Raw genomic sequence first — 14,496 nt, 5'->3', positions numbered from 1 at the left:
AGAGGAACAAGTATGTCAAAAGTTGCAATAGTAACCGGTGGCTCTAAAGGCATTGGCTTTGCTGTGGTACAGCGATTATTAACTAACGGCTATCAGGTTCATAACTTAGATATTGAGCCAAGTGAGAGTGGTGTTTTTCATCAATGTGATGTTAGTGATGTAACCGCCGTACGCCAGTGTATACAGGCTATTATTGAAAAAACACAACGTATTGATGTACTTGTTTCAAACGCTGGTAAGCATCTAAGTGCCACAATTGAGCACACCGATGAAGCGACATTCGATGCGTTAATGGCACTGAATGTTAAAGGTGCGTACGCGGCTATACAAAGCGTATTACCAACAATGAAAGCACAAAAAAATGGCGCTATTGTGTTAATTGCCTCAGATCAGGCCATTATAGGCAAACAAAATTCATTTGCTTATAACTTAACTAAGCACGCATTGGCTTCAATGGCTAAAACCACCGCCTTGGATTACGCAAGCTTTAATATTCGCGCTAATGCAGTGTGCCCTGGCACCATAGAAACGCCGTTATTTCATAATGCAATTGATGCATATTGTAAAAGAAGTGGTGCTAACAAAGCCGATATTGTTGCAGAAGAAGCCGCCTTACAACCGCTCAACCGTTTAGGTCAAGCCGATGAAGTTGCTGCACTGGTAAGCTTTTTAGTAAGTGCAGATGCCAGCTTTATTACTGGTAGCTTACAACGTATTGATGGCGGCTACACAGCACAATGAGCACTAAAATTATTGACCCGCATCTGCACTTTTTTAATTTGCTGGAGGGTCAATACACTTGGCTACAAGGTGCGAACCCACCAGCTTGGTCTAACTTAGATAAAATAAAGCAGCCCATCAGCGTTGCTGAACTGATCAAAAGTACTAACTTTGAACTCGCAGGTTTAGTGCACATAGAAGCTGGGTTTGATAATAACCAGCCAGTTAAAGAATTAAACTGGTTAGCCAAACATATTAAAACTATACCTTATAAAGCAATTAGCTTTGCAACAATTAACCAGTCAAATAACGCATTTAAACTAGCACTTCAGCAGCTAGATCATCACTCTCTTGTAGGCATTAGAGATATCACTGAAGGTCATGATGCCGAGCGCTTATTGAGCCCTCATTGTCTCGATAACCTGCGGCACTTGAGCCAATTAAAGCTGCATTTTGAAGCCCAATTTGAAGTAGAAAACCTCAACATCACTGAGCGGCTCATTTCTTATGCCAACCAAGTTAGTGGTTTACAAATAATCATTAATCACGCAGGGCTTGCACACAACCTTGCTAACTGGGCAACTGCAATTGAACTACTTGCAAAACAGCCTAATGTTGCGATTAAGTTTTCAGGTTTTGAATTACTCATGCTTAATAGCGAGCAGCAAAACCAATGTTTTAAACATATTTTAAAGCATTTTGGTATGCAAAGAGTGATGTTTGCTAGCAACTTCCCCGTGTGCCAAATTAATATTAACTACAACGAGTTATGGCAACATTATCGCAGCCTGTGTAGCGACGATCTTACATGGCAATATTTGAGTTACAAAAATGCTGCAAGCCTCTATCAACTCTAAATGAAAACCGCTATATTTAGCTCAACAGTTTAAAAAACGAGCATGCGTATGGCCATTTTTAATTCATCTTCTCTTAAATACACATTACTCCCTTTTTCACTAGCCGCTTTATTAACAGGTTGTGGTGGTGGAGGTAGCGACAATGCGACCAACCCAACAACTGATAATAGCGGCTGGACCTCAGCTGTATTTGCCAGTTCAGGGCAATTTAAAGGTCAATGCCAAGCAATTAATGAAAAAAACTGGCTACGCTCTTGGAGTAACGAAACCTACCTATGGTATGACGAAATTATTGATACCAACCCTGCATTAACGTCAGGGGTTATTGATTACTTTAATACTTTAAAAACGGAGCAACTGACTGAGTCAGGTGCGAAAAAAGATAACTTTCACTTTAGTTTGCCGACCGATGAGTGGCAAAGACAAAATCAATCCGGCCTAAGCTTTGGTTATGGCTTTAATATAAAAATAATTGCCGGTAGCGCGCCACGCCAAGCAGTTGTTAGCTACACCGAACCAAATACCCCAGCTAGTAATCAAAATATTATTCGTGGTTTTGAGCTTTTAGAAGTTGATGGCGTTGATTTTATTAACACCACCTCATCGAGCGAGGTAGGTATTATCAATGCAGGTTTATTCCCCGAGCAAACCGGTAAAGTTACCGAATTTGTATTTAGGGATATCAGCACTAATGAAAACCGCACAGTGACACTCACGTCTCAAAACATCGAATCGCAACCAGTAATGAATGTTCGTACCGATTTAGTCGCTGGTGATGTTGGTTATTTTCAATTTAATAGCCATAACGCCATAGCCGAAACACAGCTTTACAACGCCTTTAACCAACTCGCTGCCAGTAGCATTAAAGATTTAGTCATTGACGTGCGCTATAACGGGGGGGGATTATTACAAATGGCTAGCCAAGTAGGCTACATGGTGGGGGGCAGTAACACGCAAGGTAAAATATTTGAACGAACCATATTTAATGATAAATACCCTAATACCAACCCCGTCACAGGCCAAGCACTGACGCCGATGCCTTTTACAAATCGTTTTATCGGCTTTGAAAATAATCCTGCAATTGTAGCGGGCACGCCGTTACCCACCTTAAACTTAGAACGGGTATTTGTACTTACCACCAGCAGTACCTGCTCGGCTAGTGAGGCTATCATTAACGGGCTGCGCGGAGCAGATGTTGAAATTATTCAGATAGGCGCAGGCACCTGCGGTAAACCGTATGGTTTTTACCCTACCGACAACTGCGACACCACTTATTTTACTATTCAATTTACTGGCGAAAATAACAAAGGTTTTGGTGAATATTCAGATGGCTTTGCACCGCAAAATACCATTGATGACGCACGACAACCGGTTCGTATTGCTGGGTGTGCTGTTGCCGATGATTTTACTAAGCGCTTAGGTGATGCTAGTGAAAGCTTATTAAGTACAGCGCTGAGCTATAGAGAAAACGGCAGTTGCCCTGCCCCAAGCTCAATAAATAGTGTTCTTGGTTTTGCGCCCACTATCGCCACCGATATGCCAGAAGTAAAAGATATGCGAGTTCAAACCATGCTACAACAAAATATTATTCTTAGTGATAACATGAGATAAGCAATGAACATATTATTAGCAATAAGCATGACTGCAGCGACATTAGGGTTAACGGGTTGCTTAGCGCAAAGCTCAGAACCCACACCTAAGCTACAGCATGCGTTACTAATTGAGCCCAATAGCGCTAAAGTAGCCGATGCGATTACGCAACTGCTACATAGCTCACAGGTTCAATTAACCGACGACGTTTTTGTAACCTCAAGCACAGTTACACTTGAGCAACTTAATCACAAAGATCCTCAGGGAAATCCGATTATGGGCAAGCAGCTTAATATGCCGGATCAGTTTGAACTGATGATTAAGGGAGAGCGCTGTTTTGTTCGCCATCTTGATAGCAAAGCAACCATCGAACTAAAACAGGTACTTTGTAAAATAAATCCACAGCGATAAAAAAGCCGGTCAGTGAGTTATCACTTACCGGCTATTCTTAAATAGAGCTGTTTAACCTGAACTCTGGATAATAAATCCATCTCAAGCAGAGTTCAGGTTATTTATTTTATTTCTACACGTTGTGAACGCATTACAATTTCATCGTTAAGCTCAATCCCAAGACCTGGTTCTTCTGATACTTCAAAAAAGCCATTTTTAGGTTGTGGATCTTGTAAGCACAGCTCTCTGTTCCACTTTTTAATCGCATAAGTATGATGTTCATGAATTAAAAAGTTAGGGATTGCTGTTTCTAAATGTAATGCTGCCGCGGTTGCAACCGGCCCACCACACACGTGTGCCTGAATACGCACGTCAAAAATATCTGCGTAATCACATACTTTTTTAGTTTCAGTAAAGCCACCACATAAACCAATATCTGGCTGTAGTACATCAATGCTTTGATCTTCTAAATATGGACGCACGCCCCAACGGTTATATAAGCGCTCGCCGCCTGCAATAGGCACAGCCACTTTATCAGCCACTTTGGCATGTAATGAGTGGTTTAAATAATTCACCGGCTCTTCAAAATACATACAATCAAATTCTTCTGCAATCTCACCAATTTGAATTGCTGATGTCGCACCAGGTAAACTGTGGCATTCAAAAATAATATCAACTTCGTCACCCACAGCTTCACGAATAGCCTGCATACGAGCGCGGTATAGTTTCATTTCTGGGCGAGAAATAATATTTGTGCGGTCGTAATAGGTGTTGCCGTCTTTATCGTATTGAATTGGGTCAACCTTTACCGCATCGTAACCTTCCGCTACTGCTTTTAGTGCCGCTTCGGCATATTCTTGTGGCTGTACCAGCGCTTTAAACTCACTGTCCCAGTCAAACTGTAACTGCGATGCATAAGTACGTAGTTTGTCGTTAACTTTACCACCAAGCAACTGATACACAGGTAAACCCAATGCTTTACCCTTTATATCCCAAAGCGCAGTATCAATCGCACTCATTGCAGCATAAACTACCGGCCCACCACCTAAACCCCAAAAGCTTTCACGCAACATACGTGACCATAGTTTTTCAGTTTGAAACGGGTCATGGCCAATTAAAAAGGCATCGGCCATTTCTTTGATCATCGCAGCGGCAGCGCTGTGACCTAAGTCATACGCAAGACCGGCTTCACCTACACCGCTAATCCCTTCATCGGTATGAATGCGAACAAATACCGGCGTCCATGCAGGACGCTCAGGACAATGAATGTCAAAGACTTCAACGCGATTTACTTTCATAAAAAATTCCTTATTAACCTTTATCGGTTATTTTGCAAAACTTGGGTCAAGACGATACGCTTTTCGTAACATGGCAGGCCATGCTAGCTGCCCCCCAGTACTGCCGCTGTGAACAACGTTCGCTTGATTATAAATGTTATCAATAATAGCTTGTGGTACTGCAATCGCTTCTTGTGCACTTGATTGAATAGCTAACTGTATTTCACAGGCACGTTGAAGGTCATAAAAGCGCATAAACGCATCACCTACTGTTGGCCCTACCGTTAAGCCGCCATGATTCACCAATAGCATATGGTTGGTGCTACCTAAATCTGTTTGCAGGCGTTTACGCTCATCATCATTCACCGCTAGGCCTTCATAACCATGGTATGACAGAGAGGGTAATGAAAACATCGAATACTGACTTAACGGTAACAGCCCTTCTTTTTGTGTTGCAACTGCAATGGTTTCTTTAGTGTGTAGGTGTATTACGCAATGGGCATCCTCGCGTACTTCATGAATGGCACTGTGAATGGTGAATCCCGCAGGGTTAATATCAAATGGAGTATCGTCAATAATGCGGCCATTTAAATCAACTTTAACTAAGTTAGATGCAGTGATCTCATCAAACGTTAAACCGAACGCGTTTACTAAATAATGATCCGTACCTGGTAGGCGAGCAGAAAGGTGCGTATAGATTAAATCCCCCCAACGAAAATGGTCAACTAATCGATAACATGCGGCTAAATCAACACGTAGTTGCCACTCTTGTTCTGATACTTTATTTTTTAAATCGAGCTGGGGTAAATCAAACATAACAAGCCTTTTAAAACACAGCATAGCGCTAGTGATTGTAGATGTTTAGAAGTCTAAATGAGTATTCGCATGATGGCAATCACCAAATAAAAAAGCCACACAAAGGTGTGGCTCTTTTTAGATTGCGTTAGCGATTATTGTACTTTTGATAGGTAATCGGCAATTGCTTCAAATTCTTCATCAGTCACAGTCGCAACCATTGCTTTCATCGCCATAGACATACCATTGCTACGTGCGCCTGACTTGATGTCTTTCATTTGCGCTACTAAATACTCTTTGTTTTGACCATTTAGTTTAGGGTACATCGCCATAATAGGTGCTTTACCATCTGCACCATGACATGTTTGACAATTTTTAGCGGTGTAAAGTGCAGCGCCATCAGCAGCGGCGGCTGAAAACGAAAAACTTGCGGCTAAACCAATACCCGCGCCTAATAAAAGTGTTTTTATCTTGCTCATTGTATTTACTCTTCTTTTTACGGTTAAAAAAAACGGTTGTGATAATTGTAGTCAATAAATCTTTAAAAAGCATACGTCCTTGATAAGGTTTGACGATCAATCAGAACAAATACGTGTATCCCTCATAAAACAAATATTAGCTTGCCTTAGCTGAGCAGATACTTAATAACACCTTACCAAATAAGATCGTCTGGCACTTCAAAATCAGCATACGGATCGTCTTCGTCTTTAGCTTTGTTCTCAGGTTCGACATGAAACACAATATACTTTTCATCAACCTCAGCCACTTTGCGTGCAGGCTCGTCTTCTAATACGTAAAACTGGCCTTCTAATACACAAATAGCTAAACGTCCGCCCGAGAGCGCCTTTTGCGTTTTCTCATTCACATCAAGCCCTTTCACTTTATTTTCATAAGTAAAGTTAAAGGTACGCTCACCGCGAATTGACTCTTGATTGTGATGCTCTAGAATTTGCTTAACACGGGCTACTTGCTCGCGTTGCTTTAATTCTTCTTGGCGCGTTTTGTTAAGCTCTTCGGCTTTTTGCTGCTGCTCAAGCTTGGTTTGCTGAATATGTTTTTGCAAATCATTTGGGTTACTTGTCGCTCCCTTCTTTTGCTTTTTCTGTTGCTTGCGCTTTTCTGATTTAGCAACTTTGGCTTTATGTGATGTTGTTAAACCAGCTTGGAGCAATTGCTCTTGTAGTGACCCCATGGCGTGTTCCCACTAAAAACGAATATTAATGCTATTTTAATCACCAACGAGCGTAAATAACAGCGCTATTGGTATTAATCTAACAAACTACTGAAAACAAAGCATGATTTAGCGCAATAAAGATTAATTTATGAAAACCCTAGGATATAATGCGGTTCAACTAATAAGCAATGTTAACGGCAGTCGATGCGCTTACCTCACTTACTCTTTTGTTCTGTTTTCATTTTTTTTGTTTTATACGCACCACAGCCATTGTTAAGTTTATTTGCCACTGAATTTAATGTAGCGCCTGCTGTTGCAGGCAGCTTAATGACGGCCACTATGTTGCCTTTAGCTATTGCCCCTTTGGTGTATGGACTGTTTTTAGCTAAGCGAAATCCTTTATTGATATTACGCTTCGCTATGTTGTTACTGGGTGTGGGTTGTATCTTATTTATTTATGCCCCGAGTTTTGAGCTACTGTTACTTGTTCGGTTTTTACAAGGGCTGACTTTACCCGCCGCATTGACTGCCATGACCAGCTTTATTGGTATGAGCTATCAAGCCGATACATTACAAAAAAATATGACTCTTTATATTGGTAGTACTATTGTCGGTGGTTATTTTGGCCGAGTATTGGCTGCGCTCTTTAGCGACTTGTGGTCATGGCAAAGTTTTTATTACTTAATTGCTGCCATGTTGATAATACTCGCGCTTAGCATTCCCCATAAACGCTTTGTTTTGAGTCGCTCTAGTGAGGTGTTATCACCTTTAGATTATATGAAACAACTTAAAGAAGGCTCGGCACTTAAGCTTTATGGTGCCATATTTTGTATGTTTTTTTGCTTTGCAGCGCTATTAAACTACTTGCCTTTTATTTTAAAAAAGACCTTTTTAATTAATAACACTCGCGACATTGGCTTAGTTTATAGCGGTTATTTAATTGGCGCGTTAGCCTCTATTTTTACCCCGTGGTTATTAAAAAAAATGACCTCAGCTTGGCGCTTATTGGCATTGGTATTCCTGTTTTATAACCTCAGTATTGTGTTATTAATGAGTCATTCATTGATGTTGTTTTTAATTGCATTCACACTATTTTGTGGCGCTATGTTTGTAATTCATTCAACAGCGGTACCATTGGTTAATAAAATTAGTCACGCTCCACCGAGTGTTACTAATGGTTGTTACGTGTCATTTTATTATAGCGGTGGCGCACTAGGATCGTTATTACCTGGGGTGGTTTATCAAGCACACGGGCAAACCGCATTTATGGCAACACTTCTTGCGGTTTGCTTATGTGGGCTGGGTCTTATTTTGTGGGCTCAGCGCGAGGGTAAAAACATCACCCGCGGCTGATGTTCAGTAAAATCAAAAAAACGCAGTAAATCAGGCTTAGTTAATAACCACGTTTGGGTGTTTTCAAATGGATGGCAATGAAATAAATCGCCAAACCAAATATCCTGATCAAGCCAAAGCGTTACATCTCGTTGCTTATCGTTCATTAAGCTGAGCATTGACACACAACCTGGTGCAACTTTTAAGTACTTAGCCAAGCGCTCATTAGAGGCAAACCCTAAACGCGATAGGCCTTGCTGTTTAGACAACGATTTTAAATCGAGTTGTTTATCATGCGCGGTGATCACTAAAAAATGGCGCTTACCTTCGTTATCTCGCAAAAATAGATTTTTTAAACGTGTTCCTGGGCGATTCACCATCAGCTCATCGGCATCTAAGCTACCATTCAACGCTGGATGCTCAATCACATCATAGTTAATATCAAGTTGGGCTAACACCGCCGCTAATTTTTGTTTATCTGCTAACATACTACAAACAACGCCCTCTTAATTGCACACTTAAATCTCGCCATAGCACTTCGTTTATTTCATGCTTATCTGCACAATAGTTACGTTGTGCAAGCTCTTTATTGAGAAACTCTACCGCTTGATCTTCTAATTGTAACTTGAGCACGCTCGACTCTTCAAAGTGCTCTTGTTCGGCAAAACGCTTTACATCGCTTCGGGTTAGCTTTTTATTAATATTAATTTGCTCGCGGCTCTTAGCCTTTACAGAGACCACATAGGCAAAAAGCTTATTACCTTGATCATCAACGGTGTCATAAAATTGTTTATTATTAATTTCATAGGGAGGCTCATCTACCGAGCTGGCACAGCCAAAAAGGAAAACCATTAAAACTAAAGCGTATTTTTTCATTATGTATTGTCGTTTTAGTAAATATTGAGGCCGAGTTTAACAAAAATTAGTTAAAACGGAAAAATTTGTGAAAAAATACTTGACCGAAAACGTAAAAATATTTAAAGTTCACCCCGCTTAAGACTCAGCACTTAAGCATTTACAGTACATGTAAATTAGGAATGTGGGGCTATAGCTCAGCTGGGAGAGCGCCTGCCTTGCACGCAGGAGGTCAGCAGTTCGATCCTGCTTAGCTCCACCACTTTCCTATTCTCTCCTTTAAGTAATATCCTTATTTTATATTCTAAATAAATTTCTCTGTGTTTTTTCATCTCTATGTTTGCTTAGTTGTTTAATTTTGCTAAATCGAGATCAAAAATGCCGAGCAAAGCCCGGCATTTTCATCATTTATTGAGTTGGGTTAGTTATTCGCGAACTTGACCAACACCATTAACTAAATATTTTTCAGTGGTTAATGACTCAAGTCCCATAGGGCCATAAGCATGTAGCTTAGTCGTTGCAATACCAATCTCTGCACCTAAGCCTAGTTGTGAGCCATCAGAAAAGCGTGATGACGCATTAACCATAACAACCGACGCATCAACACTACGTTGAAATAACTCTGCCGCCGCATCGTTCTTAGTACAGATAACTTCAGTATGATTTGAACCGAATTGAGCAATGTGCTCAACGGCTGCATCAAAACTTGGCACAATACGAATTGCTAACTCTAAGTCTAAGTACTCTTCACCAAATTCGTTATCAGCAAGTACTGTGGCGTTATCAAAATATTCAGCCGCTTTGGCGTCAGCATTAATTTTTACACCTTCTTGACGAAGTACAACTGCACACAGATTTAAAAACTCATCAGCTACATCTTGGTGTACCACTAAACCCTCAAGTGCATTACATACACCAGTACGCTGAGTCTTACCATTAAGCAGTAAATTTAGTGCTACTTCTAAATCAGCATCTTTATCTACATATAAATGACAAACGCCTTTAAAATGCTGAATAACAGGGATTGTGCTGTTTTCAGTAACATAGTTAATTAGGCCTTCACCACCACGAGGGATGATTAAGTCAATGCTATCGCGTTGTTGCATCAATTCCATTAGTAAAGCACGGTCAGGATCAGGAATCACTGAAATTAGCGCAGTTGGTAGACCATGTTTTGTAAGCACGCTATGCATTACACTGGCAATGGCTTGTGAGCTTTTCAGCGCTTCTTTACCACCGCGTAAAATAACACCGTTACCTGACTTAAAGCACAATGCACCTGCGTCAGCCGTTACATTAGGACGCGCTTCATAAATCATACATACTACGCCAAGTGGTACACGCATTTTACGAATTTTAATACCATTTGGGCGTTCAGTAATGTCACGTAACTGGCCAACAGGATCATCTAATGAAACAATCACTTCGATACCCTCAGCCATGGCTTCAATACGCTCATCATTCAATGTTAAACGGTCTATCATTGATGCTGCTAAATTATTGTCGCGTGCTGCGCTTAGGTCACTTTCATTTTCTTTGATTATAAATTCTTTTTGCTCTCTTAATGCCGCTGCCATATCGGTTAACACTTTGTTTTTAGTCTCGGTATCGAGTAAAGCAAGTGTATGTGCAGCCTTTGCTGCCTGGCGTGATATATCCGTAATTAAACTCATGACTTCTCCAATAATGCGATATCTTTTTCTGAAATAATTGGTCCAATTGAATCCTGCATTTTTTCGCTGAATTCACTCTGCTCGTTATCTGCAATAAAGTTTAACAAGCAGCTACTGTAATTTGCTGTGGCTTTAGCTAAACGCGTACCATCTTCACTGCGAACTAAGATAGTATCGCCCACAGCAAACTCGCCATGTACTTCTCTGATCTCATCGCCACGTAAGCAACCGTCTTCACCTTCTAATGAGTCATCAAATGACCCTTCAACAACGACTTCCCCCTGCTCATTAGCGGTATGTGTCATCCAGTGAATAGAATCTTGCATTGGTTTTTCATAAGGCAAGAATACGCTACCTGGGTTTTCACCGGCTAACAAGCGAGTAAAGGTTTCTTCTTTAAAGCCATTAATAATGTAAGTTGCAATACCATGTGAAGTGGCTTTCTCTGCCGCTTCAATCTTGGTTTTCATACCACCTGTACCTACCGCACTGGTAGCACATCCTGCCATAGCATAAATAGAATCATCAATTGATTTTATTTCAGGCAATAATACGGCATCGTCATGTAGATTTGGGTTTTTATCATACAAGCCATCTACATCAGAGAAAATCATTAATGCATCGGCATCAGCGGCTGCTGCAACCATGGCTGATAAATTATCGTTATCACCCACTTTTAAATCATCTGTTGTTACTGCATCATTTTCATTAATGATAGGTAGCACGCCGTGTTCTAGCAATGTAAATACGGTTTCACGGATACTCTGGTAACGCTCACGGTCACGTAAGTCACCATGAGTTAATAATAGCTGTGCTGATGGAAAATCAAAGAAACGATCCCACATGGCCATCATTTCTGTTTGCCCTGCTGCAGCCATCGCTTTTTTCATTACCACTGAACGAGGTTGGTCTGATGGAAATAAATGTGAGCCAGCCGCTACAGAACCAGATGAAACTAAAATAACCTCAATTCCACGTGCGCGACAGCGGACAATAAACTGTGCGATGGTTAATAAATAACGTGAACGACAGCCATCTTGATCGGGTGCAATTAAGGCACTGCCCACTTTAAGTACGATACGTCGCCAATTTAACTTTTGCATAAGTGCTCAACTTTCCATTTAATTTGTATTCATCACATAGATGAATGAAACCAGGTCGCCATGTCTATAAACACAGCGTCGAATTTGTTTATCATTGCCCACACTTTTTACACACACGTACACCGTCTCTAAAACTAGCGTTTTAAATTGAGATGCAAAAAATAAATAGTATTAACCCAATAAATAAATCGGATCGTACTAACTAAAAAAATATAAAGTGTTGTTTATGTATCGCTGTAAAAAGCTGTGTGCGGCCTTTTTATTAACAACATACATAGAGCCTCTTAAGTCTGGTACACCAACAGATAGGGTGATGACTTAAGGACCGAGATTTAATCGCCACGATGGGGATTAAATATTGAAAGGTAATAGTTCAACTCAAACTTTTATTTATCTGCATTGAGCAAATAAACACATTGAGCAAAACCATACCAAAGAGTACGGTAAATGATGTTGTGTGTTCAAATATAACAAAACAAAGCAAAAACAATCAGTAAGAGAGTTAAGATGTTTATATCTAACATAATCTAGTATTTAAACTACAAACTTGATTAGATAACTAATTATTCGAACACGAAGTATAATACGTTAAAGTAGCTGCTTAGATCAAGGCTAAAATTCAAGCTGAATAGGTCGACACTACTAAAGCTAGTGTTTTTTGTATTAAGTATCATATGGTTAGACTACTATAAATATGAATTATATAGACTATAAATTTGATAACATTTTAGAAAATGACGTTAACACTAAATAAATAAGTATTATTTATTAGCTAAATTGAATTTACACGTGTATACCCACTGTATTACTGGTAGGTAACAGTTATACTTTTAAACATTATTAATATTAAGGAGTTTTTACTCTATGTCAGCAATTTATATAGCCGGTATTGCATTGTGTTCGGTGCTAGCCCAATGGGTCGCCTGGGCGTTCAGAGTACCCGCTATTCTGTTTTTGTTGCTTACTGGGCTTTTATTAGGGCCATTTAGTGGCGTATTAGACCCAGATGCCTTATTAGGCGATTTACTTTTTCCTGTGGTGTCTTTAAGCGTTGCTGTGATTTTATTTGAAGGGTCTTTAACACTGCATTTTCGGGAGCTTAAAGGGATCAGTAAAGTCGTAAGAAACCTCTGCTCTATTGGTATGCTTATGACCTGTGTCGTTATCAGCTTAAGTGCCTATTGGTTATTAGAGTTAAATTGGCGAGTCGCAGCAGTACTTGGCGCTGTGCTTGTTGTAACGGGACCAACGGTTATTGCGCCACTGCTTAACTCAATGCGACCCACTCAAGATATTGACCGTATTTTACGCTGGGAAGGCATAGTCATAGATCCTATTGGCGCTTTATTTGCGGTATTAGTATTTGAAGCTGTGATGTTAGTTGGCCAAGGTGAAGTACTTAGCCACACTATAATTGCACTAGTTAAAACCGTTGGGGTTGGTTTAAGTATTGGTGTGGTTTCGGGTTGGATCACAACGCAACTGATGCGCCGCGAATGGTTGCCATTTGAGCTACATAAATTTGGCATTTTAGCGTTAGTGTTAATTAGCTTTTCGATTTCAAACCATTTAAGTCATGAGTCAGGATTATTGGCCGTAACTGTATTTGGTATTTGGTTAGCTAATCAAGATGACCTAGAAATAGATTCGGTGCTTGAGTTTAAAGAAGATCTGTCGATGATTTTGATCTCAACCTTGTTTATTTTACTCGCTGCCAGATTACAACTATCTGACTTAATGATGCTAGATAGCGACGTGTTTATATTTTTAGCTATTGTGCTATTTATTGCGCGCCCGTTGTGTATTGCTATTTCAACCTTTGGCACCGATTTACCAATGAAGTCTCGCTTGGTGCTGGCTTGGATTGCGCCTCGCGGTATAGTTGCTGCAGCCGTAGGCTCTGTATTTGCGTTAAGTATGATAGAAGCCGGTGTAGCCGATGCTGAGAAAATGGTGCCATTGATATTCACGGTTATTATCGTCACTGTGGTACTGCAAAGCTTAACGGCTATCCCTGTTGCTAAGTTGCTAGGGGTGCGCCAGCCCTCCCCTAATACTATTTTAATTATTGGTGCCAACCATGTATCTCGTGCTATTGCTCGTGGTTTAAAGGAACAAAACATTCCCGTTCACTTATCAGATCCTGCTTGGGAAAACTGTAAAATGGCACGTATGGATGGTTTGCCTTGTTATTACGGTAATCCACAATCTGAGCATGCTGAACGCTATTTACCTTTAACCACTATTCGCAGTGTTTTAGCGCTTTCACCTAATCGTCATCATAACGCATTAGGGGTGCAGTATTTTTCTCATTTATTGAATGAAAAAAATGTATTTTCACTTCGCTCATCGTCATCACATGCTAAAGCAAATAAAGACAGCGCGACGTTCTTATCACGACAAATTCTGTTTGGTGAAAACGGAGCATATGCACGCTTAAGCAGCGTTATTGCCAAAGGCGGTAAAGTGAGTGCAACACGAATATCTGAAGAATTTAGCTGGCAGCAGTATTTAGAAATGAACCCTGAAGCAATTCCACTGTTTATTCTCAAAGGGGATAAAGACAGTGATGAAGACGCTCCAGTGAAAATGAGGCCTTTTACTAGTGATATGGAAAAGCCACCACAAGAGGGTGAACGAGTAGTTGCATTGCAACCGCCTAAAATATCGCTATTAAAAGATCCTGCCAATAACAAAGTCAAAGACAATAAAAAAGACGAGTAATAACTA

At 40.3% G+C, this 14,496-nt stretch carries 14 protein-coding genes and 1 tRNA gene; 7 read left to right on the top strand and 8 right to left on the bottom strand.

Annotated elements, in window-relative coordinates; all coding sequences use genetic code 11:
* The first annotated feature begins 12 nt into the window (after positions 1–12).
* Genes CWB75_RS16980 through CWB75_RS16965 form a run of 4 tightly spaced genes read left to right on the top strand, consistent with a single transcriptional unit; the run spans position 13 to position 3,578 of the window.
* Positions 13–741 carry an SDR family NAD(P)-dependent oxidoreductase gene (locus CWB75_RS16980; protein WP_054202648.1) on the top strand — a complete coding sequence of 243 codons (729 nt, stop codon included), beginning with the start codon at positions 13–15 and terminating at the stop codon, positions 739–741.
* Entirely contained in the window at positions 738–1,577 is an 840-nt protein-coding gene (locus CWB75_RS16975; protein ID WP_138571265.1) for an amidohydrolase family protein, read from the top strand. Before CWB75_RS16980 ends, CWB75_RS16975 begins: the two co-directional genes overlap by 4 nt.
* A gap of 48 nt (positions 1,578–1,625) precedes the next feature.
* Entirely contained in the window at positions 1,626–3,188 is a 1,563-nt protein-coding gene (locus CWB75_RS16970; protein WP_138571264.1) for a S41 family peptidase, read from the top strand.
* A gap of 3 nt (positions 3,189–3,191) precedes the next feature.
* Positions 3,192–3,578 (top strand): hypothetical protein, encoded by a 387-nt coding sequence (locus CWB75_RS16965; protein WP_054202651.1) that lies wholly within the window; start codon positions 3,192–3,194, stop codon positions 3,576–3,578.
* A 101-nt stretch (positions 3,579–3,679) separates the two neighbouring features.
* Here the strand turns inward: CWB75_RS16965 and CWB75_RS16960 are convergent, their stop codons facing one another.
* The 4 genes from CWB75_RS16960 to CWB75_RS16945 all read right to left on the bottom strand — a co-directional run bounded on the left by CWB75_RS16960 (position 3,680) and on the right by CWB75_RS16945 (position 6,821).
* A complete protein-coding gene (locus tag CWB75_RS16960; protein WP_054202652.1) occupies positions 3,680–4,855 on the bottom strand; it encodes a mandelate racemase/muconate lactonizing enzyme family protein in 1,176 nt (391 codons plus the stop codon).
* Positions 4,856–4,882: 27 nt separating this feature from the next.
* Complete coding sequence (locus CWB75_RS16955) at positions 4,883–5,650, bottom strand: class II aldolase/adducin family protein (RefSeq protein WP_036980336.1); 768 nt, start codon at positions 5,648–5,650, stop codon at positions 4,883–4,885.
* Positions 5,651–5,784: 134 nt separating this feature from the next.
* The gene (locus CWB75_RS16950; RefSeq protein ID WP_008113473.1) at positions 5,785–6,108 is read right to left on the bottom strand and encodes a c-type cytochrome; all 324 of its coding nucleotides are present in this window, start codon (positions 6,106–6,108) and stop codon (positions 5,785–5,787) included.
* A gap of 173 nt (positions 6,109–6,281) precedes the next feature.
* Positions 6,282–6,821, bottom strand: a complete 540-nt coding sequence (locus tag CWB75_RS16945; protein WP_008113474.1) for a DUF2058 domain-containing protein — start codon at positions 6,819–6,821, stop codon at positions 6,282–6,284.
* A 186-nt stretch (positions 6,822–7,007) separates the two neighbouring features.
* Here CWB75_RS16945 and CWB75_RS16940 point away from each other — a divergent pair, with 186 nt between their 5' ends.
* Entirely contained in the window at positions 7,008–8,156 is a 1,149-nt protein-coding gene (locus CWB75_RS16940) for an MFS transporter (protein ID WP_138571263.1), read from the top strand.
* Here CWB75_RS16940 and CWB75_RS16935 read toward each other — a convergent pair.
* Positions 8,123–8,623: a prolyl-tRNA synthetase associated domain-containing protein gene (locus tag CWB75_RS16935; protein ID WP_138571262.1), complete on the bottom strand. Its 501-nt coding sequence runs from the start codon at positions 8,621–8,623 to the stop codon at positions 8,123–8,125. The genes CWB75_RS16940 and CWB75_RS16935 overlap by 34 nt on opposite strands.
* Position 8,624: 1 nt before the next feature.
* Positions 8,625–9,011: a hypothetical protein gene (locus CWB75_RS16930; RefSeq protein ID WP_138571261.1), complete on the bottom strand. Its 387-nt coding sequence runs from the start codon at positions 9,009–9,011 to the stop codon at positions 8,625–8,627.
* 165 nt (positions 9,012–9,176) lie between these two features.
* Between CWB75_RS16930 and CWB75_RS16925 the strand changes: the two genes are divergently transcribed.
* Positions 9,177–9,252: transfer RNA gene (locus CWB75_RS16925), tRNA-Ala, on the top strand.
* A 163-nt stretch (positions 9,253–9,415) separates the two neighbouring features.
* Here the strand turns inward: CWB75_RS16925 and CWB75_RS16920 are convergent.
* Positions 9,416–10,663: a glutamate-5-semialdehyde dehydrogenase gene (locus CWB75_RS16920; protein WP_054202656.1), complete on the bottom strand. Its 1,248-nt coding sequence runs from the start codon at positions 10,661–10,663 to the stop codon at positions 9,416–9,418.
* Positions 10,660–11,766 carry a glutamate 5-kinase gene (gene proB, locus CWB75_RS16915; RefSeq protein ID WP_010391693.1) on the bottom strand — a complete coding sequence of 369 codons (1,107 nt, stop codon included), beginning with the start codon at positions 11,764–11,766 and terminating at the stop codon, positions 10,660–10,662. The genes CWB75_RS16920 and proB overlap by 4 nt, the downstream gene beginning before the upstream one ends.
* Before the next feature lie 864 nt (positions 11,767–12,630).
* On the opposite strand from proB, the gene CWB75_RS16910 reads away from it, so the two are divergent.
* Entirely contained in the window at positions 12,631–14,490 is a 1,860-nt protein-coding gene (locus CWB75_RS16910; RefSeq protein WP_010391691.1) for a cation:proton antiporter, read from the top strand.
* Positions 14,491–14,496 lie beyond the last annotated feature (6 nt).

This window comes from Pseudoalteromonas sp. S1608, from assembly GCF_005887265.1.
Classification (GTDB): Bacteria; Pseudomonadota; Gammaproteobacteria; order Enterobacterales; family Alteromonadaceae; genus Pseudoalteromonas; species Pseudoalteromonas undina.
This window is presented reverse-complemented; position numbering and strand designations above follow the sequence as displayed.

Coding starts and splice junctions, on each gene's coding strand:
- CWB75_RS16910 (WP_010391691.1), top strand. CDS start 12,631: ATGTCAGCAATTTATATAGCCGGTATTGCATTGTGTTCGGTGCTAGCC.
- CWB75_RS16920 (WP_054202656.1), bottom strand. CDS start 10,663: ATGAGTTTAATTACGGATATATCACGCCAGGCAGCAAAGGCTGCACAT.
- CWB75_RS16945 (WP_008113474.1), bottom strand. CDS start 6,821: ATGGGGTCACTACAAGAGCAATTGCTCCAAGCTGGTTTAACAACATCA.
- CWB75_RS16960 (WP_054202652.1), bottom strand. CDS start 4,855: ATGAAAGTAAATCGCGTTGAAGTCTTTGACATTCATTGTCCTGAGCGT.
- proB (WP_010391693.1), bottom strand. CDS start 11,766: ATGCAAAAGTTAAATTGGCGACGTATCGTACTTAAAGTGGGCAGTGCC.
- CWB75_RS16930 (WP_138571261.1), bottom strand. CDS start 9,011: ATGAAAAAATACGCTTTAGTTTTAATGGTTTTCCTTTTTGGCTGTGCC.
- CWB75_RS16975 (WP_138571265.1), top strand. CDS start 738: ATGAGCACTAAAATTATTGACCCGCATCTGCACTTTTTTAATTTGCTG.
- CWB75_RS16980 (WP_054202648.1), top strand. CDS start 13: ATGTCAAAAGTTGCAATAGTAACCGGTGGCTCTAAAGGCATTGGCTTT.
- CWB75_RS16935 (WP_138571262.1), bottom strand. CDS start 8,623: ATGTTAGCAGATAAACAAAAATTAGCGGCGGTGTTAGCCCAACTTGAT.
- CWB75_RS16950 (WP_008113473.1), bottom strand. CDS start 6,108: ATGAGCAAGATAAAAACACTTTTATTAGGCGCGGGTATTGGTTTAGCC.
- CWB75_RS16970 (WP_138571264.1), top strand. CDS start 1,626: ATGGCCATTTTTAATTCATCTTCTCTTAAATACACATTACTCCCTTTT.
- CWB75_RS16955 (WP_036980336.1), bottom strand. CDS start 5,650: ATGTTTGATTTACCCCAGCTCGATTTAAAAAATAAAGTATCAGAACAA.
- CWB75_RS16940 (WP_138571263.1), top strand. CDS start 7,008: ATGCGCTTACCTCACTTACTCTTTTGTTCTGTTTTCATTTTTTTTGTT.
- CWB75_RS16965 (WP_054202651.1), top strand. CDS start 3,192: ATGAACATATTATTAGCAATAAGCATGACTGCAGCGACATTAGGGTTA.